The organism is Terribacillus sp. FSL K6-0262, from assembly GCF_037977385.1.
Taxonomy (GTDB): Bacteria; Bacillota; Bacilli; order Bacillales; family Amphibacillaceae; genus Terribacillus.
The window spans coordinates 2,999,553-3,024,711 of record NZ_CP150277.1 but is presented as its reverse complement, the minus strand read 5'-3'; the positions used below and the strand labels follow the sequence as shown (position 1 = coordinate 3,024,711).

24 protein-coding genes, 1 other RNA gene and 1 other annotated feature are annotated in these 25,159 nt (G+C 49.2%); of the genes, 4 read left to right on the top strand and 21 right to left on the bottom strand.

Going from position 1 to position 25,159, the window contains the following annotated elements; translation table 11 throughout:
• Positions 1 to 4: 4 nt before the first annotated feature.
• From MHI54_RS15465 to MHI54_RS15450, 4 genes are read right to left on the bottom strand one after another with little or no spacing between them, the layout of a single operon-like run.
• Complete coding sequence (locus MHI54_RS15465; protein WP_095215501.1) at positions 5 to 679, bottom strand: tetratricopeptide repeat protein; 675 nt, start codon at positions 677 to 679, stop codon at positions 5 to 7.
• Between the two features lie 54 nt (positions 680 to 733).
• Complete coding sequence (mnmA, locus tag MHI54_RS15460; protein ID WP_095215502.1) at positions 734 to 1,846, bottom strand: tRNA 2-thiouridine(34) synthase MnmA; 1,113 nt, start codon at positions 1,844 to 1,846, stop codon at positions 734 to 736.
• Positions 1,847 to 1,852: 6 nt separating this feature from the next.
• Positions 1,853 to 3,001 (bottom strand): cysteine desulfurase family protein, encoded by a 1,149-nt coding sequence (locus tag MHI54_RS15455; RefSeq protein ID WP_095215503.1) that lies wholly within the window; start codon positions 2,999 to 3,001, stop codon positions 1,853 to 1,855.
• Between the two features lie 15 nt (positions 3,002 to 3,016).
• A complete protein-coding gene (locus MHI54_RS15450) occupies positions 3,017 to 3,436 on the bottom strand; it encodes an Rrf2 family transcriptional regulator (RefSeq protein ID WP_095215504.1) in 420 nt (139 codons plus the stop codon).
• A 158-nt stretch (positions 3,437 to 3,594) separates the two neighbouring features.
• Between MHI54_RS15450 and MHI54_RS15445 the strand changes: the two genes are divergently transcribed.
• Positions 3,595 to 4,863, top strand: a complete 1,269-nt coding sequence (locus tag MHI54_RS15445) for a replication-associated recombination protein A (RefSeq protein WP_340082000.1) — start codon at positions 3,595 to 3,597, stop codon at positions 4,861 to 4,863.
• A gap of 105 nt (positions 4,864 to 4,968) precedes the next feature.
• Complete coding sequence (locus MHI54_RS15440) at positions 4,969 to 5,709, top strand: RsfA family transcriptional regulator (protein ID WP_340081999.1); 741 nt, start codon at positions 4,969 to 4,971, stop codon at positions 5,707 to 5,709.
• A 56-nt stretch (positions 5,710 to 5,765) separates the two neighbouring features.
• Here MHI54_RS15440 and ssrS read toward each other — a convergent pair.
• From ssrS to MHI54_RS15385, 11 genes are all read right to left on the bottom strand, one after another.
• Positions 5,766 to 5,944, bottom strand: a non-coding RNA gene (ssrS, locus tag MHI54_RS15435) — 6S RNA.
• A 59-nt stretch (positions 5,945 to 6,003) separates the two neighbouring features.
• Positions 6,004 to 7,791: an aspartate--tRNA ligase gene (gene aspS, locus MHI54_RS15430; RefSeq protein ID WP_095215507.1), complete on the bottom strand. Its 1,788-nt coding sequence runs from the start codon at positions 7,789 to 7,791 to the stop codon at positions 6,004 to 6,006.
• Positions 7,784 to 9,076, bottom strand: coding sequence for a histidine--tRNA ligase (gene hisS, locus MHI54_RS15425; RefSeq protein WP_095215508.1), 1,293 nt, complete (start codon positions 9,074 to 9,076; stop codon positions 7,784 to 7,786). The genes aspS and hisS overlap by 8 nt, the downstream gene beginning before the upstream one ends.
• A gap of 74 nt (positions 9,077 to 9,150) precedes the next feature.
• Positions 9,151 to 9,371: a binding site (T-box leader), on the bottom strand.
• Between the two features lie 46 nt (positions 9,372 to 9,417).
• A complete protein-coding gene (locus MHI54_RS15420) occupies positions 9,418 to 9,588 on the bottom strand; it encodes a hypothetical protein (RefSeq protein WP_158221508.1) in 171 nt (56 codons plus the stop codon).
• Between the two features lie 74 nt (positions 9,589 to 9,662).
• Complete coding sequence (gene dtd / locus MHI54_RS15415) at positions 9,663 to 10,124, bottom strand: D-aminoacyl-tRNA deacylase (protein WP_095215509.1); 462 nt, start codon at positions 10,122 to 10,124, stop codon at positions 9,663 to 9,665.
• Between the two features lie 16 nt (positions 10,125 to 10,140).
• A complete protein-coding gene (locus MHI54_RS15410; protein WP_095215510.1) occupies positions 10,141 to 12,357 on the bottom strand; it encodes a bifunctional (p)ppGpp synthetase/guanosine-3',5'-bis(diphosphate) 3'-pyrophosphohydrolase in 2,217 nt (738 codons plus the stop codon).
• Positions 12,358 to 12,523: 166 nt separating this feature from the next.
• The gene (locus MHI54_RS15405; RefSeq protein WP_095215511.1) at positions 12,524 to 13,039 is read right to left on the bottom strand and encodes an adenine phosphoribosyltransferase; all 516 of its coding nucleotides are present in this window, start codon (positions 13,037 to 13,039) and stop codon (positions 12,524 to 12,526) included.
• Positions 13,029 to 15,380 (bottom strand): single-stranded-DNA-specific exonuclease RecJ, encoded by a 2,352-nt coding sequence (gene recJ / locus MHI54_RS15400; protein WP_095215512.1) that lies wholly within the window; start codon positions 15,378 to 15,380, stop codon positions 13,029 to 13,031. The genes MHI54_RS15405 and recJ overlap by 11 nt, the downstream gene beginning before the upstream one ends.
• Before the next feature lie 57 nt (positions 15,381 to 15,437).
• Positions 15,438 to 15,821 carry a lipopolysaccharide assembly LapA domain-containing protein gene (locus MHI54_RS15395; RefSeq protein ID WP_095215513.1) on the bottom strand — a complete coding sequence of 128 codons (384 nt, stop codon included), beginning with the start codon at positions 15,819 to 15,821 and terminating at the stop codon, positions 15,438 to 15,440.
• Between the two features lie 85 nt (positions 15,822 to 15,906).
• Positions 15,907 to 18,165 carry a protein translocase subunit SecDF gene (gene secDF, locus MHI54_RS15390; RefSeq protein ID WP_340081998.1) on the bottom strand — a complete coding sequence of 753 codons (2,259 nt, stop codon included), beginning with the start codon at positions 18,163 to 18,165 and terminating at the stop codon, positions 15,907 to 15,909.
• Positions 18,166 to 18,316: 151 nt separating this feature from the next.
• Positions 18,317 to 18,613, bottom strand: coding sequence for a post-transcriptional regulator (locus tag MHI54_RS15385; RefSeq protein WP_095215515.1), 297 nt, complete (start codon positions 18,611 to 18,613; stop codon positions 18,317 to 18,319).
• Between the two features lie 120 nt (positions 18,614 to 18,733).
• On the opposite strand from MHI54_RS15385, the gene spoVB reads away from it, so the two are divergent.
• Positions 18,734 to 20,281, top strand: a complete 1,548-nt coding sequence (gene spoVB, locus MHI54_RS15380; RefSeq protein WP_095215516.1) for a stage V sporulation protein B — start codon at positions 18,734 to 18,736, stop codon at positions 20,279 to 20,281.
• Here the strand turns inward: spoVB and MHI54_RS15375 are convergent, their stop codons facing one another.
• The gene (locus MHI54_RS15375; protein WP_233134936.1) at positions 20,282 to 20,944 is read right to left on the bottom strand and encodes a DUF421 domain-containing protein; all 663 of its coding nucleotides are present in this window, start codon (positions 20,942 to 20,944) and stop codon (positions 20,282 to 20,284) included.
• 113 nt (positions 20,945 to 21,057) lie between these two features.
• Here MHI54_RS15375 and MHI54_RS15370 point away from each other — a divergent pair, with 113 nt between their 5' ends.
• Complete coding sequence (locus MHI54_RS15370; protein WP_095215517.1) at positions 21,058 to 21,429, top strand: TIGR04086 family membrane protein; 372 nt, start codon at positions 21,058 to 21,060, stop codon at positions 21,427 to 21,429.
• A 32-nt stretch (positions 21,430 to 21,461) separates the two neighbouring features.
• On the opposite strand, the gene yajC is transcribed toward MHI54_RS15370, so the two are convergent.
• The 5 genes from yajC to ruvB are packed head-to-tail and all read right to left on the bottom strand — an operon-like array spanning position 21,462 to position 25,157.
• The gene (yajC, locus tag MHI54_RS15365) at positions 21,462 to 21,725 is read right to left on the bottom strand and encodes a preprotein translocase subunit YajC (protein ID WP_095215518.1); all 264 of its coding nucleotides are present in this window, start codon (positions 21,723 to 21,725) and stop codon (positions 21,462 to 21,464) included.
• A gap of 16 nt (positions 21,726 to 21,741) precedes the next feature.
• Positions 21,742 to 22,878: a tRNA guanosine(34) transglycosylase Tgt gene (gene tgt / locus MHI54_RS15360; RefSeq protein ID WP_095215519.1), complete on the bottom strand. Its 1,137-nt coding sequence runs from the start codon at positions 22,876 to 22,878 to the stop codon at positions 21,742 to 21,744.
• 29 nt (positions 22,879 to 22,907) lie between these two features.
• Positions 22,908 to 23,936 (bottom strand): tRNA preQ1(34) S-adenosylmethionine ribosyltransferase-isomerase QueA, encoded by a 1,029-nt coding sequence (gene queA / locus MHI54_RS15355; protein WP_095215520.1) that lies wholly within the window; start codon positions 23,934 to 23,936, stop codon positions 22,908 to 22,910.
• Positions 23,937 to 23,958: 22 nt separating this feature from the next.
• Positions 23,959 to 24,159, bottom strand: coding sequence for a DUF2905 domain-containing protein (locus tag MHI54_RS15350; RefSeq protein ID WP_095215521.1), 201 nt, complete (start codon positions 24,157 to 24,159; stop codon positions 23,959 to 23,961).
• Positions 24,156 to 25,157 (bottom strand): Holliday junction branch migration DNA helicase RuvB, encoded by a 1,002-nt coding sequence (gene ruvB / locus MHI54_RS15345; protein WP_095215522.1) that lies wholly within the window; start codon positions 25,155 to 25,157, stop codon positions 24,156 to 24,158. Before ruvB ends, MHI54_RS15350 begins: the two co-directional genes overlap by 4 nt.
• Positions 25,158 to 25,159: the final 2 nt, after the last annotated feature.

Genomic DNA, 25,159 nt, shown 5'->3' with positions numbered 1-25,159 from the left:
CTCCTTACTCTTCGTTCTCGATTTGCTCCATGATCAATTCAATCTGTGCCTTGCCATGCATGGCCATCTCATGGTCCGGCTGCGCTTGCAGCGCTTTTTCCATGTATTCAAGTGCTTTTTCAAGCTGCTGCTGATACAAATAAGCAACCCCTACATTATAAAGGGCATCACTGTGGTTCGGACTCCATTCCAGCAGATCGAGCAAAACTTTTTGAGCGGTATCGACCTCTCCTCCGTTCGCCAGTGCCAAACCATATTGAAAGACGATGGCAGCATCCCGTTCTTCGAGCTCCGCCGCTCGCTGGAGATAAGGCAATGCCAGTTTCTCCTTGCCAGTCTGCTGCAGGGACATACCCAGCAAATAATGGACATCTCCTTCATCCAACCCAAGCTTCACTGCTTCCATCAGCTGCTGGATCGCTTTTTCGTACATCTCACCAGTATAATACAAACTTCCCAGCCCGTAATAGGCTGTTGCAGCTTTTTCATCCAATTCGATGGCACGCTGGAAAAATCGCTCTGCCTTCTCCAGTTCATTCATCCGCATCAGCAGATTGCCAAAATTGATATAGCCGACAGGATCGTTGGGCCGTTCCTCTATCGCTGCATTGAAATGCTTGGCAGCACCCTCGAGATCCTGCTGCTGCAAAGCCTCGATTCCTAATTTGATATGATCCATTGTTCCACTCCTCTATGTAAGGGAAACCCTTGCCATAAGACAAGGGTTTCTGCTTTAACCAACGTATTCAAGCTGTTGTTCGTTCTTGATGATATCATCGATCGTTCCGCCGCCAAGACATACATCGCCATCATAGAAAACGACTGCTTGTCCAGGTGTGATCGCACGCTGCGGCTCATGGAAATCGACACGCACTTTCCTGTCTCCGACCGGTGTCACCGTCACTTTGCTGTCTTTTTGACGGTAACGGAATTTGGCTGTCACCGTAATCGGCTCAGCCAGCTCTGTTTCAGAAACCCAGCTGACATCACTGGCGATCAGTGCATCGGAAAACAGACTATCATGATTGAAACCTTGTTCCACGTACAGGATGTTTTCTTTCAGGTTTTTCCCGACAACGAACCATGGTTCGCCTTCCCCGCCGATTCCAAGGCCTTGGCGCTGCCCGATCGTATAGTACATAAGACCGTCATGCTTCCCTTTCACGACACCGTCCAATGTGGACATGACACCTGGCTGTGCCGGCAGGTATTCACTCAGGAAGCTCTTGAAGTTGCGCTCCCCGATGAAGCAGATACCAGTGGAATCCTTTTTCGTTGCAGTAGCCAGATTATGCTCTGCTGCAATGCGGCGCACTTCTTTCTTATCCATGCCGCCAAGCGGGAACATGACCTTGGAAAGAGTGGATTCCGTCAATTGGTTCAAGAAATACGTTTGATCCTTGTTTTCATCCAAGCCGCGAAGCATGACCGTCTTGCCGTCACGCTTTTCGACTTGTGCATAATGTCCCGTTGCCAAATAGTCGGCTCCGAGGGACATGGCGTGATCCATGAAAGCTTTGAATTTGATTTCTTTATTGCACATCACATCGGGATTCGGGGTGCGCCCGGCTTTGTATTCATCGAGGAAGTAGGTGAATACTTTGTCCCAGTACTGCTTTTCGAAGTTCACCCCGTAGTATGGAATACCGATTTGATTGGCAACTTTTTTAACATCTTCGAAATCTTCTGTAGCGGTACAGAAGCCATTCTCATCCGTATCATCCCAGTTTTTCATGAAGATGCCGACTACGTCATAGCCTTGCTGTTTTAGCAATAGGGCTGCAACGGAAGAATCGACACCGCCGCTCATACCGACGACGACCCGGATATCTTTGTTTTCTTTCATCATTTGTCACTCCTTTCCTTTTGTCAGACGTTTTATGATAGCAGCGACTGTCTGGGCAGCCTCTGCGACAGATTCAACTGTATTGCCGTATCCGAAGCTGAAGCGGATACTGTTCGTGACACGCTCATCCTCGCCGTACATCGTCTTCAAGACATGCGATGGATCAACAGAACCTGCTGTGCAGGCACTGCCGCTGGATGCCGTCACACCGGACAAATCGAAATTCATCAGCAAAGACTCGACATTCGTTCCCGGAAAACTGATGTTGACTATCCCAGCAGATCGCTGAGATGCCCCGCCATTGATCGAAAAATCGATACCTGCAAGCTGAAGCTCGGAAACGAACGCATCCTGAAGCTGCTGATAAGAAGCCCTTCTTTCTGCCCGCTTTTGCACAGCCAATTCGGCAGCCTTGCCGAAGCCCGCAATGGAAGCGACATTCTCTGTACCTGCCCGGCGTTTGCGCTCCTGCTCACCGCCATAGGTGATCGGTTTGATGCGCACCCCATCCCTCACATACAAAGCTCCGATTCCTTTAGGACCATTGATCTTATGAGCAGACATGCTTAAAAGATCAACACCCAATGCATCGACATCGATCTCTTCCGTGCCATAGGCTTGGACCGCATCTGTATGGAAATAGGCAGGGTGTGATTGCAGCAAGTCACCGATCGCCTGAATCGGCTGCATGACACCTGTTTCATTATTGATCATCATCACGGATACAAGTATCGTGTCCGGACGCAGTGCCGCTTGCAGGTCGGCCAGCTTGATCGCTCCCGATGCATCTGCCGGCAAATACGTAACCTCGAAGCCTTGGCTTTCCAGATAGTTGGCTGCATGTAGTGTAGCATGATGCTCGATTGCAGTTGTAATAATATGCTTGCCTTGTTCACGGCAGGCGTTCGCCACACCGATAAGTGCCATATTATCCGCTTCGGTGCCTCCACTTGTGAAGATGATCTGTTTATCCGTTGCACCAATGCTTGCTGCAACCTTCTCACGCGCTACATCCACGATGTGACGTGCTTCCCTGCCGAATGCATGGACACTGGATGGGTTGCCGAATGTGCCCTCCATCACCGGGATCATGGCCTGGATGACGTCTGGATGCATCGGTGATGTTGCCGCGTGATCAAGATAGATTGGTTTCATAACTGCTTGCCTCCATTAAATATAGAACATATATGGATCTTTGTTTTCGTCATCCCCATGACGGCAAAGATCCTCTAAAGTCGTCGTATCCAATACGTCCCTCACTGCATCCCTGATGCGCAGCCAAAGCTGCTGCTTCGCCGGCTCCTCTTCTTCGATCCCCTCGACTGGCGTAATCGGCCCCTCGAGCGTCCGGATGATATCACCGGCCGTGATATCCGACGGCGGCGATGCCAGCATATAGCCGCCCTTGGCGCCGCGTATGCTTTTCACCAGACAGGCATTACGCAGGGGTGCAGCAAGCTGCTCCAAATAATGCTCGGACAATTTATTTTCTGTCGCAATGGTCTTCAAAGAGACTGGTCCTTCTCCATAATGCTTTCCCAATGCGATCATGATAGTCAATCCATATCGTCCTTTAGTCGATATCTTCATCTCTTAAAACTCCTCATAACTGCCTCTGTAATGTTCGGTTTCCAAAACAATAACGATTATTATACCAGAAAATATTATAACATGGATAGCAAGTGGCTTGCATTTTCCCCGATGGCTGGATACGCTAAGACAAGCAGAAACAGGATGGAGGAATTATTATGGTCAGACAACCATTAGCATACCGTATGCGGCCAAAGGATATCAGCCAAATCATCGGACAGAAGCATCTCGTCGGGGAAGGCAAGATGATCCGCCGGATGGTGGAGGCAGACCGATTGAGCTCGATGATCCTGTACGGTCCGCCGGGCACAGGAAAAACGTCGATGGCAATTGCGCTTGCCTCCAGCGTCCAAATCCGGTACAAGCTGCTGAATGCAGTGGTGGATAAGAAAAAGGACATGGAAATCGCCGTGGAAGAAGCGAAGATGAGCGGTCAGCTTGTCCTTATACTGGATGAGGTCCATCGACTGGACAAAGCAAAGCAGGACTTCCTCCTGCCCCATGTCGAGAGTAATTTGATTACCTTGATCGGCTGTACGACAAGCAATCCCTATCATTCTATAAATCCGGCGATCCGGAGCCGATGTCATTTGTTCGAGCTTCACAGCCTGGAACCTTCCGATGTAAAAGAAGCGCTCCAGCGAGCGGTGCTCGATCCCGGCCAAGGGCTGGGCGGCATGCAGCTCGACATCACGACTGAGGCACTGGATCATTTCGCAAGTGCATCAGGCGGGGATTTGCGGGCAGCGCTGAACGGTTTGGAGCTTGCTGCTTATTCCACGCCAGCAAAGGATGATATTGTCCAGATCGATTTGGGAGTGGCAGAAGCCTGCATGCAAAAAAAGAGCTTTTCCCATGATAAAGATGGGGATGCCCATTATGACGTGCTGAGTGCATTTCAGAAGTCGATACGCGGCAGCGACGTGAATGCAGCCCTGCATTATCTGGCGCGTTTGATTGAAGCCGGCGACCTGGATAGCATCGGACGCCGGATGATCGTGTGTGCCTATGAAGATATCGGTCTGGCTAACCCGCAAGCAGGGCCGCGGACATTGGCTGCTGTGGAAGCCGCTGAACGAGTCGGCTTTCCGGAAGCTCGCATTCCTTTGGCGAATGCCATCGTAGAGCTTTGTCTATCCCCGAAATCGAACAGCGCATATAAAGGCATCAATGCCGCCCTGTCGGATATCCGTTCCGGCAAGGTCGGCGAAGTACCCGCGCACTTGAAGGATGCCCATTATCAAGGTGCAAAGCATCTTGGACGCGGTGTCGGCTATCGATACCCCCATGATTATCCAGGAGCATGGGTGGAACAGCAGTACCTGCCTGATTTATTGAAGAACAGACGATATTATGAGCCAATCGACACGGGCAAATTCGAACAAGCACTCAAACAAGTCTATGAACGCGTATCAAAAAGAAAATGACGTTGCATGTATATACCCGGCATTCAACGGCAACAATGGGGCTAACAGTTTTCATCACTATCTATGTTTGTAGATTAACAGATAAGAAATGGAGTGTTAGTCCCAATGGTTAAAGTAAGACAAGACGCATGGAGTCATGAAGACGACTTATTGCTGGCCGAGACCGTCCTGCGGCATATCCGGGAAGGCAGCACACAGCTGAAAGCTTTTGATGAAGTCGGCGACAAACTGAACCGCACGTCGGCAGCTTGCGGCTTCCGCTGGAATGCTGAAATCCGCAGCCGTTACGAACAAGCCGTTGCGATTGCCAAACGCCAGCGAAAAGAAAAAAAGCGCGCAGAACAAAGATCTCAAAAAACAGCTTCTGCACAAGTGCAGCCAAAAACGCCAGTAATGAACGCTGCTGAAAGACAACAAGCATTCCCGATTACAATGGATGAAGAGACCGCTCGATTCGAAGCGGAGATAGCACAAGAAACATTCATTGTCGGTGAACATACCAAAACAGACACTGACTCGGGCAAGCAGCCGGATGCGCTGAACCTGTCTCAAGTCATCAGCTATCTCCAAACATTGGAGCAAGGTTATCAAACTAGTGAAACGAACCGGCAGACCATTCATCATCTGGAAGCCGAGAGCCATCATCTCCGTCAAGAAAACGAGCAGCTCAAGGAAGAATGCGAAAGCCTGAAAAATCAGCTGAAAACCATGAAAGAAGATTATCAAGTGCTCATCCAAATCATGGACCGGGCACGGAAGATGGTCATCTTTGATGATAAGGACACTTTCGCATCCCCTGCTTTCAGAATGGACAAAAACGGCAACTTGGAACAAGTGGCTAAATAAAAAGCAGCACATGCCCATGGAGGGTGTGTGCTGCTTTGTTCATTTTAACGGAAAATAGCAATCCCGATCGTGCCGTCCTATTGAAGTTTTGAACCCGCTCTCGGCAGGTGGGTGCCCTGATTCACACTTTATGCGTCCACTCCATGGAGGCTTGCATGCCGCGTGAAGACGATCGGGCTCCCGTACTTCATCGTGTTCGGTCAAAACATATGAAGAACGTACACATCAGGATTGCTATTTGACTATGCAACTATATTAGCATGGATGGAACGAGTTTTCAACTGGAAAGTCTATCTACTGCGCTTCCTGTCCTGCCGTTTTTTTCTGGATATCCAAGTGAAGCTCATCAAGCTGCTTCTTGCTCACTGGATCAGGCGCATCCGTCAATGGATCCGTCGCCGACGCTGTTTTCGGGAACAAGATGGTGTCCCGAAGGTTTGTGCTGCCGGATAAAAGCATGATGAAACGATCATAACCCAATGCAATACCGCCGTGTGGAGGCGCACCGGATTCCAGGGCGTCCAATAGGAAGCCGAACTGCTCCTGTGCTTCTTCCTTCGTGAATCCCAGCACCTCGAACATCCGATTTTGCAGATCCATCTGGTAAATACGCTGAGAACCGCCTCCAAGCTCATAACCATTCAGGACGATATCATATGCTTCCGCTTTGACGGAGGCTGGATCTGTTTCCAGCTTATCGATATCTGCCGCAGCCGGCATGGTGAATGGGTGATGGGCAGCGTAATAGCGACCTTCCTCTTCGTCATATTCGAATAGCGGCCAATCCGTCACCCAAAGGAAGTTGAACAGCGATTCGTCGATCAGACCAAGATCGCGGCCAAGCTTGCTTCTCAATGCTCCCAGGCTATCGAAGACCACTTTCGTCTTATCGGCAACAAATACAAGCAAATCCCCGGCTTCTGCGGAAAGTACTTCCTTCAACTGTCCTTGGACGGAATCATCTAGGAATTTGGCAATCGGTCCTTTCAAGGAGCCGTCTTCCTCGACCTTGACCCAAGCAAGTCCTTTTGCCCCGTAAATTTTGACAAATTCAGTCAAGGCATCGATATCCTTGCGCGAGAAATTCGCAGCCTGGCCTTTTACATTGATCGCGCTGACACGGCCGCCATTTTGGATGGCATCCTGGAACACTTTGAATTCAGCAGATTTCACCGCTTCCCTCACATCGACAAGCTCAAGGCCGAAACGTGTATCCGGCTTATCGGAGCCGAATCGTTCCATTGCTTCTGCATAAGGCAGCCGCGGGAATGGCACTTGAATATCCACATCCTTCACTTCTTTCATGACACGTTGCATCATCCGCTCTGTCATGTCGATGATATCTTCTGTGGACATGAAGCTGGTTTCGATGTCGATTTGAGTGAATTCAGGCTGACGGTCCGCACGCAGGTCTTCGTCACGGAAGCAGCGGGCAATCTGATAATATTTCTCGAAGCCCGAAATCATCAGCAGCTGTTTGAAGAGCTGCGGTGACTGCGGAAGGGCGTAGAACTCCCCTGGATGCACACGGCTCGGTACAAGATAGTCACGTGCTCCTTCCGGGGTGCTTTTCGTCAGCATCGGTGTTTCCATTTCATAAAATTCCTCTTCATTAAGGAAGTTGCGGATAGCCTGTGTCGCCTGATGACGAAGGCGGAATGTTTCCTGAAGAGGCTTTCTGCGCAAATCAAGATAGCGGTACTTCAAACGCACATCCTCGGATGCATCCACCTCATCCTCGATTTGGAATGCCGGACTTTTCGCCTTATTCAGGATGACTATCTCCCCGGCAGCGATTTCGATATCACCAGTCGCCATGTTCGGGTTCTTCGTTGCTTCTTCCCTTTCCACAACTTCACCTGTCACACTGACAACGAATTCGGAACGGATTTGCTCTGCGATTTCCAATGCTTCCTTCGATACATCAGGATTGAAAACGACCTGCACGATTCCGGAACGGTCCCGGATATCAGCAAAGATCAATCCGCCCAAATCACGCCGTTTCTGCACCCATCCTTTGATAGTCACCGTCTCGCCTGCATGACTCGTTCGCAGCAGACCTGCCTTTTGTCTTTCACTCATCTGCTTTTCCTCCATCCAACTGTTCTTTGATCGCATCGACAGCTTCGGTGATTGCCACCTCGGTTTGCTGTCCATCCTGCATATTACGCAAGGAAATGACACCTTTTTGCAGCTCGTCTTCACCGAGTACGACAACAAATTTTGCTTGCTGCCGATCAGCAGCTTTGAATTGGCCCTTCATTTTCTTGCCTAAATAATCTTTATCCGCGGTCACGCCCGCCAAGCGCAGCTGATAGGTCAGTCTCACCGCTTCTTTTTGGACAGCTTCTTCCCCAAGTGCCACGACATACACGTCTGTTCCCGTTTTGACAGGAAGTTCCACACCTTCTGCTTCAAGGGCAAATAACAGACGCTCGATACTCAGTGCAAAACCGATACCTGGAGTCGATGGGCCCCCGACTTCTTCGACAAGCCCGTTATAACGGCCGCCGCCAGTAAGTGTTGTCAGGGCACCGAAACCTTCTGCGTCACTCATGATTTCGAATGCTGTATGGTTGTAGTAATCCAAGCCCCTTACCAGATTCGGATCAACCTCATAAGCGATTCCGATCGCATCCAGGTTTTCTTTTACAGCGTCAAAGTACGCTCTGGATCCTTCGTTAAGATAATCATGTATGGATGGTGCACTTTTCACTTTCGGGTGCTCACGGTCTTTTTTACAATCGAGTATACGCAGCGGATTCTTTTCCAGACGGGTCTGGCAGTCGCTGCATAGTTCTTCTTTGACAGGTGTGAAATGATCGATCAAAGCTGTGCGATGTGCATCACGGCTTTCTTTATCTCCAAGCGTATTGATGATAAGTTTCAAGGACTTCAAGCCAAGCTGCTGGTAACCACTCATCGCCAGGCTGATCACTTCCGCATCGATCGCCGGATCCTCACTCCCCAGCGCTTCGACACCGAATTGAACGAATTGACGCATCCGTCCCTGCTGCGGCCGTTCATAACGGAACATTGGCCCATGATAAAACAGCTTCGTCGGCTGCTCAGGCAGACCATACAGCTTATTCTGTACATAAGCGCGAACGACGGACGCCGTTCCTTCCGGTCTCAGCGTCAGGCTGCGGTCCCCTTTATCCTTGAATGTGTACATTTCCTTCTGCACGATATCCGTTGTTTCCCCCACACCGCGAAGGAACAACTCTGTATGTTCAAAAATCGGCACCCTTATTTCCTTGTAGTTGAATCTGCTTGCCAGATCCGTCAGGACTTGTTCGGCATACTGCCATTTTTCAGATGTACCAGGCAAAATATCCTGCGTACCTCTTGGCGCTTTCATCTCCATTTCATAACCTCCTCGACTAATGACCCAATCCCCGGATTCCTAAAAATAACGACAAAGAACCCCCGTCCCTTCATTCAAGGGACGGGAGTTCTTCCCGCGTTGCCACCCTAGTTGGATACAGCCCTGTACCCCACCTTGGTCAGTTAACGCCTGCTACGTCACTGCCTACTGCATTGTTCGACAGTGCTCCTAAGGAATGTCTTTCAGTTCGAAGCTGTGCCGGGCGCTTGCAGCCTAGGACGCCTGGTCTCTGTCCACAGTGATTTCGACTTACTCTTTCCCTCGATGGATTTCCGGTTTCTTTAGATTGTAATAATAGTACCTGTTTGTAAGAAAGATTGTCAAGATTGTTTTAGCCGTTCTTGTAATTTTTTTCGTTCCGTGCCTTCTGGCAATTCACCCATATGCGGTATCAGCAAGTCTTCCTCAAGGGAAGCAGGTTCACCCCTGAGCCGGATTGCATCCAGCCGGGATGCTGCGAAAACATGCTGCTGTGCGTCACTGCCTCGCAAGCCGATCACACCTTTTGTTGTTTTTTCTCAACTAGTATTCACATTCCGCACGATTTCTAAACAACAAGAAAGCTTCACGCTTCCTTGTTTGGTCGATCCGAACTATCCAAAATGATGGTAACCGGTCCTTCATTGATGAGCTGTACATCCATATGAGCACCGAATTCCCCGGTTTCCACATGGATGCCAGCCTCCCTGAGCTTCTGATTGAATCTTTCATAGAGCTTTTTGGCGGCATCAGGTTTAGCCGCATCTGTAAAACTTGGCCGGCGTCCCTTCCGCGTGTCCGCATATAGAGTGAACTGCGAAATGGACAGAATCTCCCCTCCGGTTTGCAAGAGAGATTCATTCATTTTGCCGTCTGCATCTTCGAATACACGAAGATGTATCAGCTTATTCACAATATAATCAAGATCTGCCTCGGTATCGCCGTGCGTGATACCGACAAGCAGCATGAATCCTTTGCCGATTTTCCCGATGACCTCTTCCCGGACAGTGACGGAAGCTTCTTTGGCAAGCTGGGCTACTACTTTCATCTCAAAGGCCTCATTTCTATTGCAGCTTTCTAGTGACAGTATAAATATCCTTGATTTGTTTGATCCGTTCTACGATCTTGCGAAGATGACCGATATTGTGGATCAAGATTGTCAGATGGATCGTCGCCAGCTTATTTCTATCCGACTTGCCATCGACAGCGGTGATCTGTGTACGTGTTTCATTAACTGCCTGCAGTACTTCATTCATCAAGCCGTGTCTGTCAAAGGCAGTGATTTCCAAATCGACATGGTACTGCTTGGCGCTTGTCGCACTGTTCTCCCAGTCCACATGCAGCTTACGGGTCTGGGCTTCCTCCGTCTGCATATTCGGACAGTCGGTGCGATGGACGGAAACGCCTCTTCCTTTGGTGATGTAACCGACAATTTCATCCCCCGGCACTGGATTGCAGCATTTCGAAAGCCGAACGAGCATATTATCCACGCCCTCGACGCGTACACCAGAATCCCGTTTGCGGCTGGTGGCAGCGAACTTGGACGCATTCGCCATCTTCGCCGTTTCGATCGTCTTTTCCATCGCTTCTTCTTTTTCATGCTGACGTCGCAGGCTTTCCGTCAGCCTGGTTGTGATCTGTGCAGCCGTGATCCCTTGATAACCGACAGCCGCATACATATCTTCTTCGGAAGTAAAATTGAATTTCTCGACAGCCTTGCGAAGATTTTCCGGTGTGAACACGAGTTTCGGATCGAAGCCGGACTGTTTCACTTCCTCTTCCACAAGCTCCTTACCCTTGGCAACATTCTCTTCCCGGCGCTGTTTCTTGAAGAACTGCTTGATTTTATTCCTGGCATGGGTAGTCTGTGCCAGCTTGATCCAGTCCTGGGAAGGTCCATAGGAATGCTTCGACGTCATCATTTCCACGATATCGCCATTCTTCAGTTTATACTCCAGCGGCTCCATTTTACCGTTTATCTTCGCCCCTACCGTATGATTCCCTACTTCGGTATGAACACGATAAGCAAAATCAATCGGTACGGAACCAGATGGAAGTTCGATGACATCCCCTTTTGGTGTGAAAACATAAACCATATCGCTGAACAAATCGAGTTTCAGAGATTCCATGAATTCCTCTGCGTTTTCGGATTCATTCTGGAAATCGAGGATTTCACGGAACCAAGTCAATTTTTCCTCGAAAGATTTCTTTGGGCTGTTTGCGCTGAGCTGTTTGCCTTCTTTATATGCCCAATGAGCCGCGATTCCATACTCGGCGATCTCATGCATCTCCTCGGTCCGGATCTGCACCTCAAGCGGATCACCCTTCGGTCCGATGACCGTCGTATGCAAGGATTGATACAGATTGAGCTTCGGCATGGCAATATAATCCTTGAATCTGCCAGGCATAGGCTTCCAGCAGGTATGAATGACGCCCAGGACGGCATAGCAGTCCTTGATGCTTTTTACGATGACACGCACCGCAAGAAGATCATAAATTTCATTGAACTGCTTATGCTGATGTTCCATCTTGCGATAAATACTGTATAAGTGCTTCGGCCGTCCGAATATATCCGCTTCGATATTGATTTCACTGAGCTGGCTGCGGATTTGATCCATTACGTCACCGATATAGCTTTCCCGTTCTTCACGCTTTTGCTTCATCAAGTGGACGATCCGGTAGTACTGCTGCGGATTCATATAACGGAGTGCTGTATCTTCGAGTTCCCATTTGATTGTACTGATTCCGAGTCTGTGGGCAAGCGGCGCGAAGATTTCAAGTGTTTCATTGGAAATCCGGCGCTGCTTCTCCGGGGAAAGATGTTTCAGCGTACGCATATTATGCAGACGGTCAGCCAGCTTGATCAGGATGACCCGGATGTCCTTCGCCATTGCAACGAACATTTTCCGGTGATTTTCGGCCTGCTGGGCCTGTTTTGATTTATATTTGATTTTACCGAGCTTGGACACCCCATCTACAAGCATCGCGACTTCGGCATTGAAGGCCTCTTCCAATTCCTCGACCGTAACAGGTGTATCCTCCACCACATCGTGCAGGAAGCCGCCTGCAATCGTCTCCGCATCGAGTTCCAAGTGGACAAGGATCCCAGCTACCTGCACAGGATGGATGATGTAGGCTTCACCAGATCGGCGGAATTGCCCTTCATGCGCTTTTTCGGCGAACTCATAAGCTTTCCGGATAAAAGCAACATGCTCGTCCGATAGATAGCGGGCTGCTTCTTGAATGACCTCTTCGGCCGTTAGAACTTTTTCCTTTGGCATCTCTTTAGCTAAACTCCTTCTCATCGTCTGCAAAAGCGACGAGGGTTCTGAACTGTCACATGTTATTTTTATTAGCTTAACAAATATCCAATCTATTCGACAAGTATCTGTAATTAAAATGAAACAAAGAGTGCCTCAATTGAGGCACTCTGATTTCCGTCCGATATTATTCGTAGCTTGTAAGTGTCAGCACTTCATAGCCATCCAGCTTTTCTCTGCCGTCAAGATATGCAAGTTCAACAAAGAACGCGCAACCGACCACGATACCGCCCAGCTGTTCAACAAGCTTGATTGTCGCTTCGATCGTACCGCCTGTTGCGAGCAGGTCATCCGTGATAAGGACACGCTGTCCCGGTTTGATTGCATCTTTATGGATCGTCAGCACATTCTCGCCGTATTCAAGTCCGTAAGCCACCTTGATTACTTCACGAGGAAGCTTCCCTTCTTTGCGGACAGGGGCAAAACCGATGTCCAGCGCATATGATACCGGGCAGCCGACGATGAAACCGCGGGCTTCCGGACCAACAATCAGGTCCACATTCTTATCTTTAGCGAATTCCACGATTTCATTCACCGCTGATTTATAAGCCGGGCCATTATCCATCAAGGTAGTGATATCCTTGAATTTGATCCCTGGTTTCGGCCAGTCCTCAACGACTGTTATATATTGTTTATAATCCATTTACTGCTTCCTCCTCGATAACTTCCCCGCGTTCCAGTACGCGTTCCAGCCATGCTTTCAATTCCTTATAACTGGAATAATATAAGATCTTCTCCACTTCCATCGCTTCCCGCAATCCCTGGTAGACTTTGGAGTCAGCCAAATCGCGTTTGGAAGGATTTGGGTTGATTGAAATTTGATCCTTATCTATTTTAACAAATTCGAGCTCAAAAAACACGCTGGAAATGAACTTCGTCCTTTCCGGACTCCAGCCCCGGCTGTTTTTCAAATATTCCTCGAGCTGCTGGCAGCCAATCGTCTTTTGCTTCAACAGAATCGCGTAGAACAGCTTGAATTGCTCACGATCCGGAAATCCTTGCAGATAGGCATTCTCCTTCACATCATAACAGGCATAAATCAAATCCGGCTGCAGATTCCTGAGGACAAAAGATATATCCTCCAAGCGCCTGGGAAGATCCGCCAATATGACTGCCTTTATATTGCCAGCTGCATTTGTCAGCCCTTCTGTTTCATAATCTAGGATACGAATCCGGTCGGACAGCCAGCCGAGCTCCGTATCCGGCCGGAAACGTACAACAGCCGCCTCTTCCTCTTCTTCTTCCTTGATGCGGATCCCTTTCTGCAGCTGCTTGCTTCCTCTGTGATCAAGCAGCTGCCATCCGCGGATCGCCACATCTTCAATCAGTATCTGAGGCTTTTGTCTGCCATTCCATTCATTGATCGATAGCTCCCCGACAGCTTCCATTTCATCCATCGGTGTCAGGAACGGATAAAGATCCCCCTGCCCGAAGCATACACCGTCCAACTGCACAGCGTCCTCGGCAAAAACGAATTTCAGATGATTTTTATTCGCTCCGATGAGCTTCACTTCCCGCATCGGGGCGGTAAGTTTGACGAGCGGCTTCGGATTTTGCATTCCAAATGGTGATAGCTGGGCGATGTCGCGTATCAAGTCGATCGATACATCACCGACACGCAGCGACAAGTCGATGGCCAGCGTTTGTTTGAAATCTTCCTCCGTAAGGCTTTCTGCCGCCATTCGATTCAATGCCCGCCGGAGCGTGTCCACCTGTTCCAGCTCCAATGTCATGCCGGCTGCCTGTGCATGTCCGCCAAAGGCCAAGAAATGATCGCGTACCTGCATACAATGGTGGAATAGATCAAAGGCGTCAATGCTCCGGGCCGAGCCTTTTGCGGTGCCTTTTTCCGGGTGGATGGCCAGCACGATTGCCGGCCGGTCAAATGTCCTCACCAGTTTAGAGGCCACAATTCCCAGGACACCTTCATTCCAGCCTTCCTTCGCCACCACGATGACATGGCTGCTTTCTTCTTCCGGCTGTTCCATGACCATCGCTTCCGCTTCTTTTGCAATTTTGGCAACGATATTCTGCCGTTCCGTGTTCAGTGACTGAATCTCTTCCGCCATCTCCATAGCTTCTTCGTACGAAGCGGCCAGAAGCAGCTCGACGGCAAGGTCAGCATCTTGCAATCGGCCGACAGCATTGATCCGAGGCCCTATTTTGAAGCCTATGTCTTCCTCGGTCACTACTCCGTCCAGCCCGCAGCTGTCCTTCAACGCTCGTATGCCCGGCCGCGCGGACGATGTGATCGCCTTCAAACCCTCTGCAGCCAGGACCCTGTTTTCATCAACCAGCGGAACCAAATCAGCAATCGTACCGATGACGACGAGATCAAGCAGCTGCTTCGGGAAATAACCAAGCAAATGATGGGCCAGTTTGAAAGCGACGCCTACCCCAGCCAGTTCATGGAAAGGATAGTCCGGAGAGCATTTGGGATGGACAACCGCCAAGCAATCCGGGACTGTTTCCTGCACTTCATGGTGATCGGTGATGATAAGATCGATTCCGATCTGCTTTGCCACCTCTGCTTCGTGGTGTGCAGCGATACCAGTATCGACAGTCACGATCAAATGGTATCCATTGTCCTTGGCAGCTCGAAATGCAGCTTCATTCGGCCCATACCCTTCGGTGAACCGATTCGGTATATAGTAATCACAGTCGGCTCCCAGTTCCCGCAATGCTTCCAGCAGGACAACCGTGGAAGAAACTCCGTCCGCATCATAATCTCCGAATACCAGGATCTTTTCGTTCTGCTCCACAGCTGCATGTATCCGTTCAGCTGCAGCATCTATATCATGTAACCGTTCCGGGCTATGTAGGTCCTCCAGAGACGGATGAAGGAACCGTCTTGCAGCCTCTGCCGTTGTTATTCCGCGCTGTATGAGCAGCTGCTCCACAAGCGGGGAAACACCGAAGCCCGCCGGCGCGTGAGCTGAAGGGCTGCTGCTATTATCCTTCCATCTCATTCTGCTTTTCAACATAAAAAAAGACCCCCTAACCAAGCCATTATACTAGAGCCTGGTCAAGGGGGCAATCGATTATTGCCTGTATTCATCTCTCATTCTTTCGGAAGTAGGGTACGTATTCGTTGTCGGATCGGAAATATTCGTCGTTGTCCGTTCCGGCTTCTCATGCCCCTGTTCTGCACGTTTTTCCTGCAGTTCCGTGATTTCTGCAGCCTTTTTATCATTCTCCTTGCGTAAAGCGCGTACTTCCCTTGTCAGCTTGAACACACGCAACCCTCCTACAGATGCTGTAATCAGGACGCCCATCAAAACGGAGAACAGAATGATCAGGATCAGCGGAGCTGAACCTGTACCGAATAAATAGTCCACCTGCACACTATCTACGTTGATAACTGCGAATATTGCAATAAGTACTGCAAAAATGACTGCTAGAATGATATACCATTGTGCTTTCATTTGCTGACTCCTTTCCAATGCGGCTACTTATACATTCCCCATTATCCAAAAATTAACCCCCGTTTTTCATACGGGGGTCATGTCATCAAACCTGTGGTCCTTCGACTTTCTTCTTCTCCTCGTGGACGATCGGCTTTTGGTCGATATTCCTTCCTCGCCAGACGAGCCACAGCTGTGCAGCGATGAAGAGGGAAGAATATGTTCCTGCCGCCAAACCGATGACAAGGGCGATCGAGAAGTTCGTGATCGAAGCAGCACCAAATATCCAGAGGATGATTGCCGCTACGATCACCGTCACTACTGTGTTCACACTGCGTACGAGTGTTTGCAGCAAGCTATCGTTGACGATTTTCGCAAGCTCATCAAACGTCTTGACTTTCCGTTTGATCCGGATATTCTCTTTGATCCGGTCAAACGTCACAATCGTGTCATTTATCGAATAACCGATGATGGTCAAGATGGCCGCAATGATAGTGACATCGAATTCCAATCTGGTGATACTGAAAATCGCCAGGATGAAGAAGGCGTCATGCAGCAAGGAAATGATTGCCGCCACGGCAAATTTGAACTCGAAGCGGATAGTCGCATAGAGGACGATACCGATCGAAGCGAAAATGACTGCATACAAGGCATTCTTCGCCAGTTCCTTACCGATGACCGGAGATACTGTGCTTATGCTGGGAGCATCTCCATAAGCTTCTTGAATTTCACCCTTAACATCGGTTTCCTGATCCTTGGTCAATGTTTCCTCCAGCCGGACAGAGGCATGCTTGCCATCTGCCGATAGCTGCGTTTCTTTGGCAGTCAAGCCGATATCCTCGATCTGCTGCTCCACCTGCTCGGTCGTGACAGCTTGATCTGAATCAAATTCGACACGTGAGCCGCTGGTAAAGTCGATGCCAAGATTAAGCTTGAAGATGCTCAGACAGATGATGCCGGCAATGGTGAGTGCAATCGAGAAAGCGAAATAAGCTTTGCGATGCTTCACAAGGTTCAGCTTCATCCCATAAAAAGTGACATCTCGTTCTTCTTTGTCACTCAGATTACGGATGTTTTTCTTGGATACTCCAAACCAGCCTGGTCTCTTATCAAAGGCGCGGCTTTTCACCATAAGGCTCAGCAATGCACGTGAACCAACGACGGCGGTGATGAAGCTGAGCAGGATACTGATGATAAGTGTCGTCGCAAATCCTTTGATGGAGCTGGTACCGAAGATGAATAACACGATACCGGCAATCATCGTTGTGATGTTGGCATCGGTAATTGTGGCCAAAGAATTCTTATTACCAGCTTTATAAGCCGCCTTCAAAGATTTGCCTGCCTTCAGCTCATCCTTGATACGTTCATATGTGATGATGTTCGCATCCACTGCCATCCCGATACCGAGAATCAAGGCTGCTATCCCAGGCAATGTCAGCACTACGTGGAGCAGGTCGAAGACAACAATGTTCAAATAAGCGAATAGTGCCAATGTGATCGACGCAATCAAACCAGGCAGTCTGTAATAAACGATCATGAACAGCAGGATAAGGGCAAATGCGATGTACCCTGCAAGCATTGTCTGATCCAGTGCATCCTGACCGAATTGAGCCCCGACAGAGTTGGAATACACTTCATCCATCTTCACCGGAAGGGAACCGGCGTTCAATAGATCGGCAAGCTCCTGCGCACTTTCGACTGTGAAATCACCTTCAATTTGCACCGATTTGCTATTGATGGCTTGGGATACTGCCGGAGCGGATATGAATTTCTGTTCATCCTCAGGCTTTTTCGCTTCCTCTTCATACGAGTCCCCATCCTCATAATCAAGCCAGATGACCAGCCTGTTATCCGGGAATGAACGCTGTGAAAGTTCACTTGTCACTTCACCGAATTTGGAAGCATCCTTCATCTCCACTGTCACCAGCGGCTGATTCGTTTGCGGGTCGAATGCCTGCTTGGCGCTGCCTGCCTCGATATCCGTACCATTCAGATATTCTTTATCTTCTGTGTCACGGAATGATAGATTGGCAGTCGTCGACAGCATTTCACGAGCCTGGTCCTGATCTTTCACCCCGGCAAGCTGCACGCGGATCCGATTCGGCTGTTCAATGTCGATGCTGGTCTCACTGACGCCAAGGGTATCGACTCGTTCGTTCAATGCCTGTGCCGTGGCATTCAAGGTCGCTGAATCTATCTTATCCCCTTCTTCCAGCGGGCTTACTTCGTAAAGGACCTCGAACCCGCCTTGCAAATCCAGTCCTAAATTTAAATCCTTTGCTATTCCTTTAATCGTCGTGCCCATTCCTCCCAAAAGCAATAGGACGATCAAAAAGAAGGCAACGATTCTGCCTCTTTTCACCATGATGCAACTGCCTCCCATGTTCCGTCAAAACGAAACCTAAAATACTGCAGATGAACATCTGCAAAATTACTTGTATGTACATGCTGTACCCATCCGTCAAATACTCACATAGTATAGAAAAGACAAGCCAGCACTGTCAACTTTTCCTATATCAGGATTGACCATTGATGGCCGCTATCGACGCCATCAGATCCTCATCTTCCTCGTAGACGGACATGGTCAGATATCCCATATACACCGATACACTAAGCTGCATGATATCAGCTACCACTTCATATAATCGCTTCGGCTTGTCTATCTCTTTCTTCCACACCTTTTTTTCCATACAGCTCCAAATATCCGCAGCGGATGCTTTATCATAGCCCAGCAGATGGAATTCTTCCTTCTTGCTGATCACGGCAGGCATCACTTCCGACTTCCATTCGTTCACTGTCTTTGATTCGTACACATTTCTACCTCCTCAACCAACTTGCCTCAGTTCTGTACAGGCTAGTCATGCTTGGCCATATCTCATGCATACATTTAATTGTATCCGAAAAACAATTATTTGAGAAGGCAGGTTGTCGATGTGACGAAGCAGACTTTTCTACAAGGGGCACTCATCCTGATTGCTGCCAGCTTGATCACTCGCTTCCTTGGATTCGTGAACCGGATTGTCGTTGCACGTGTCATGGGAGAAGAGGGGATCGGCTTATACATGATGGCGATGCCGACATTATTCCTGGCCATTGCCATCACCCAATTCGGTCTGCCCACCGCTATCTCGAAAAGAGTGGCAGAGGCAGATGTCCGAGGAGATAACGAACAAATCAAGAAAATCGTTGTTGTTTCCCTGACTGTCACTCTCAGCATCAGCATTGTATTTGTCGGCCTTCTTTATTTTGCAGCCCCATTTCTTGCGGACAAGCTGCTGAAGGATGCGCGAGTCATTTACCCGATGCTGGCCATCGGGCCCATCATCCCGATATTGGCGGTTGCCGCTGTGCTGCGAGGTTATTTTCAAGGCAAACAGAACATGAAGCCGCAGAGCTTCTCACAGGTGATCGAACAGATTGTCCGGATCAGCTGTACGGTTTATCTCGTTAAATTCTTCCTGCCCTACGGAGTTGAATTTGCTGCCCTAGGCGCGATGATATCCGTCATTATCGGGGAGTTCGTTTCCTTGCTGTATATGCTCCGCCAATTCAAGCGAAAGAAGAGCGTGAAAATACGCTCTCAATTCGTCACTGCCTTAAAAGGCGGCAAGCAGACCTTGGAGCGCCTGTTTTCAATAGCATTGCCTGCAACAGGCAGCAGGCTCATTGCCAGCGGCACACATTTCCTGGAGCCGATACTCACAGCTCAGAGCCTGGCGCTGGCAGGAGTTGGAACGGCACTGGCAACCAGGCAGTATGGGGAACTGACAGGCTATGCCCTGCCACTTTTGGCTCTGCCGACATTCATCACCAACTCGTTGGCCACTGCCCTGCTGCCATCCATCAGTGAAGCAAACGAACAGAACCGACACCAATTCGTCCATTATCGGATTCACCAAGCGATCCGGCTCAGCTTCGCTTCAGGTGCGATTGCAACGGTAGTTCTTACAGTATTTTCCGGGCCAATCCTGCATTATATGTACGGCAGCGAAAGCGCAGAGCGATTCATTCTGCTGATGGCACCTTTTTATATCATGATGTATATCCAGATGCCGTTAAGCACCGCATTGCAGGCTTTGGATGCAGCAAAAGCCGCAATGTGGAATACAATCATCGGTGCAGGAGTCAAAATCATCCTGCTTGTCTCTTTGGCCTCCAATGCTAAATTCGGAATCATCGGTGTCGCTATCAGCATGATCGTCACAGTGGTTCTGATCACTTTACTGCATTTAATCTCATTGGCCCGTGTCGCCGGCTTTCGGCTGACACTGAAGGAAATTGCTCAAATGCTCGGTTTGTTGGGATTGACAACTTTTACTGCACAACTGCTGAAGGGTATTTTCTCAAGCTCACTCTATGAGCTGCCGGCATTTCTGCTAGTACTGCTCATCCTTCTCTTTCTCTACCTCTTGTTCATGCTAAGTCTCGGTTTCATTACGAGAGCAGAAGCAGAGCAATTTTTATCAAAAAGGAAAAAATGATCAGCGGTCATCCTTGCGGTCAATAAACCAGCTATGATCCTGATCGAGTGTACAAAATGAAATGGAAGCAAGATCAGGATGGCCGTGCCGTTTCATCTCACCGCGGAGCCAAGATTCCGACTTACCAAGCTCATCCAATACATCGTGCTGGATCTTGCCATCGATGATTAGCGGTGATACAAAACCGCTGCTGCCTTCAGCAGTATCCCGTTTCTCGAACACTGATAGCTCACCCGAGGTCTCCAGGATGGCAAAATCCACATCCTGTATGCTTTTTGTTCCGTTTTCGCGCAGCTGCTGCTGCAAGTCGGAGAAGCTGTAACGCTGTCTGCGCATCTCATGCTCGTCTATCCGCCCTCTGTTGATGATGATCGATGGTTTTCCTTCCATGAAATCACGCATCTTTGGAAATTTAAGGGATAAAAATGCAGTACTTCTCTGGATGATCAAAAGTATTACCATCGGAATGATAAAATGCAGCAAATCGCTGCTGGGATCCTCAATCGATAATACTGCAATTTCGGCTAACATCAAATAAACGACCAAATCTATGATGCTCAATTCACCAATTTCCCGTTTCCCCATGAGACGGAAAATGATGACGATGACAATATACGAAAGAATCGTCCTTCCAACAAGCGACCAATCCAATGCATCGAACAAAACACCCGCCTCCTTTTTATTTTATTATTTTGTGTCAGGAGACAGGTTCTATACGTTCTGAATCAGAAAGGACATGCATAAAGTAGCCATATAGACATACTGGGGGGATTTTTGTGAAGAAAAACGTACAAGCGATATTGTATGGCTGGATCACCGTTTTCGCGCTTCTATTATTCATCAGCTTTACATTGGCATTACTATTGCGTTTCACGGAGCTTGGCGAAGGAATGCTGGACTGGACGACACTTGGCGCAGGCATCCTCAGTCTATTCATCGGAGGGCTGATTGCCGGGGTGAAGGGTGAGGATAAAGGCTGGCTGCTTGGCGGCATGACCGCGATAGGCTTTTCCCTATTCATCCTTCTCTATCAATACCTTGGATATCAAGTAGGCTTTTCAGGAACACAGCTGCTCACGCATGGCGGGTTCCTGGCAGCAGCCCTGGTCGGCGGCATGATCGGTGTCAACATTAAAACGAGCACATAAAAAGACAGGAGAAGGATCTCCTGTCTTTATCTTTACGCTTCTGAAGGTTTGACGTCACGGATTGCATTGCGGTCGAATGTCAACTTACTGCCATCATCCGTAGTAAGGACTACAGACGCCTCGTCTATCGCATGCACCTTCCCATGTAAACCACCGATGGTAACGATGCTGTCTCCCTTTTTCAAATTAGCCTGCATTTCTCTAACCTGCTTCTGACGCTTCTGCTGCGGACGAATCAACAGGAAGTAGAAAATAACAAACATTAATACGATAAGTATTATACTTTGAATATTCATTCACTGCTCCCCCTTTCTAGAAATTCTTCGCATTCGGCTTGTTGAAACCATAACTCTCGAAGAATTCGTCTCGAAAATCGCCAAGCCGATCCTCTTTGATCGCCTCTCGTACTTTTCTCATCAATTCTATCAGAAAATGCAAGTTATGGTAAGTAGTAAGTCTAAATCCGAAAGTTTCGTTACATTTGATAAGATGACGAATGTAAGCGCGTGAATAATTCTTGCATACCTTACAGTCACAATTCTCATCAATCGGACCAAAATCACGAGCATATTGCGCATTGCGTACAACAAGACGGCCATTGGATGTCATGCAGGTCCCATTGCGGGCGATCCGGGTCGGAAGCACACAATCGAACATATCGATACCGCGGATCGCACCATCAATCAAGGAATCCGGCGATCCTACACCCATCAAGTATCGCGGCTTATCCTGCGGCAGCCATGGCGTGGTGAATTCCAATACACGGTTCATGACGTCCTTCGGTTCGCCGACAGACAGACCTCCGACTGCATAGCCAGGGAAGTCCATGCTTACAAGATCCTGAGCGCTCTGCTTCCGCAGATCTTCATACTCCCCACCTTGCACTATCCCGAAGAGACCTTGTACATCCGGACGGGCATGCGCAGCCAAGCAGCGCTCCGCCCAACGGCTTGTCCGCTCTACAGATGCCTTCATATAATCGTATGTCGCTGGGTACGGCGGACATTCATCGAAGGCCATCATGATATCGCTGCCGAGGGCATTTTGGATTTCCATCGCTTTCTCCGGAGAAAGGAAAAGCTTTTCCCCGCTGATATGATTACGGAAATGAACGCCTTCTTCCCGGATATCACGAAGATCGCTCAGACTGAATACCTGGAAGCCGCCTGAATCGGTCAGGATGGCACCATCCCAGTTCATGAATTTATGCAGGCCGCCTGCTTCGCGGATAATCTCATGTCCCGGACGGAGCCATAAATGATAGGTGTTTGATAGAATGATATTCGCGTTAAGTTCGGTTAATTCCTCCGGACTCATCGTCTTTACCGTTGCCAGTGTCCCTACCGGCATGAAAGTAGGCGTTTCGAAGCTCCCGTGGGGCGTATGTACGATACCGAGCCTTGCGCCTGTTTGCTTATCTTGTTTGATGAATTCATAACGAATTGCCATATTATAGTAGTTCCCTTTCTATTCTCGATCTATACAATCAGCATCGCATCACCGAAGCTGAAGAAACGATAACGCTCCTCTACTGCTGTCCGGTATGCATCCAGGATGAAATCCCGTCCTGCAAATGCGCTGACCAGCATGATCAAAGTTGATTTTGGCAAATGGAAATTGGTTATCAAGCCATCGATGGCTCGATACGTAAATCCAGGATAGATGAAGATATCCGTCCATCCGCTTGCGGCGACGAATTTTCCGTCATGGTCCCGTGCGATTGTTTCCAATGTACGTGTGGATGTAGTCCCGACGGAAATGATCCGACCTCCGTTTTCACGGATTCGAGTCAGCTGATCTGCCGTTTCCTGGGACATTTGATAAAACTCGGCATGCATTTCATGTTCTTCGATGGATTCCACACTGACGGGACGGAAGGTTCCCAACCCAACATGAAGGGTGATGAATGCAATTTCAACGCCTTTTTCCTGAAGATCCGCAAGCAATTCCTTAGTGAAATGCAGACCGGCTGTCGGCGCGGCTGCAGAGCCTTTTTCCTTGGCATACACAGTCTGGTAGCGCTCTTGGTCAGGAAGCTGCTCTTTGATATATGGAGGCAGCGGCATTTCACCAAGCTCCTCCAATACCTCATAGAAAATACCATCATATTTGAATTCGATGATTCGTCCGCCATGCTCCAGCAGTTCCTTGCATACCGCTGTCAGCTTGCCATCGCCGAAGGATAGCTCCGTGCCGACTTTGACCTTCTTGGCCGGTTTGACCAAAACTTCCCAGCTATCCCCTTCCATTTGCTTGAGCAAGAGGATCTCCACTTTCGCCTGCGTGTCTTTCTTGATGCCATACAGCCGCGCAGGCAGGACACGTGTATCATTCAGGACAAGGCAGTCCCCTGGCTTCAAATAGTCACCGATATCGGCAAAATGGCGATGCTCCATCGTACGCGCTTCCCTATTCAATACAAGCAGCCTCGATGCTGTCCTGTCCTGAAGCGGCGTCTGGGCGATCAGTTCTTCTGGTAAATGAAAATCATAATCCTTTATATCCATACCTGTTAACTCCTAGTCTGTTTCAGCGAAATTTGTTGAATAGGAACATGATAAGCGACAGTACGATACTGACGACAATCGATGTTACGATCGGAAAATATACTGTCGTGTTCCCTTTCTTAAAAACGATATCTCCCGGCAGTCTGCCAATGAACGACATGATGATGCCGATCACTATACATACAACGCCTATAAGGATAAAGATTTTTCCAATGCCGGTCAAGTACCTGGCACCTCCCGGTTGAAATGGGCATAAGCAAGCGGAGTGACAACCCGGCCGCGCGGCGTCCGCTGGATGAAACCGATCTGCAGCAAATATGGCTCATACACATCTTCTATCGTCTGGGACTCTTCCCCGATCGTCGCACTGATGGTATCGAGCCCGACCGGCCCGCCGCGGAACTGATCCATGATGGTCGTCAACAGCTTATGATCGATATGATCAAGGCCCTTTTCATCTACCTGCAGCTGGTTGAGCGCTGCATGGGTCGTGTCCTGTGTGATGCAGTCTTCTCCTTTGACCTGTGAAATATCACGGACCCGTTTCAGAAGGCGGTTGGCAATCCGCGGTGTCCCCCTTGATCGCAATGCGACCTCGATGGCAGCCGACGGCTCTATTTCGACATCGAAAATAAGTGCTGTCCGCTCAACGATGCTTGCCAGATCCTCCGTGTTATAAAATTCCAGGCGGCTCAACACGCCAAATCTGTCCCTTAAGGGAGCGGATAATAAGCCAGCACGTGTTGTGGCGCCCACCAATGTAAATGGCGGCAAATCAAGACGGACACTGCGGGCGCTGGGACCGGTCCCGATGACAATATCCAGACAGAAATCTTCCATGGCTGGATATAGTATTTCTTCGACTGCACGGGGCAGACGGTGAATCTCATCGATGAACAGCACATCTCCTGCCTCCAGCGAACTCAGTATCGCTGCCAGGTCCCCTGCTTTTTCGATTGCCGGCCCGCTCGTTGCCCGGAACTGCACCCCCATTTCATTGGCGATGATCGAGGCCATCGTCGTCTTCCCTAAACCAGGAGGTCCGTAAAGCAATACATGGTCAAGCGGCTCATCCCGCATCTTCGCTGCCTCGATGAAGATCGCCAGGTTCTCCTTTGCCTTATGCTGACCGATGTATTGTTTCAATGTGCTCGGGCGCAAACTGAGCTCGATCACTTCGTCTTCCTGCTTCAATTCGTTCGTAATCATGCGATCTTCCATCT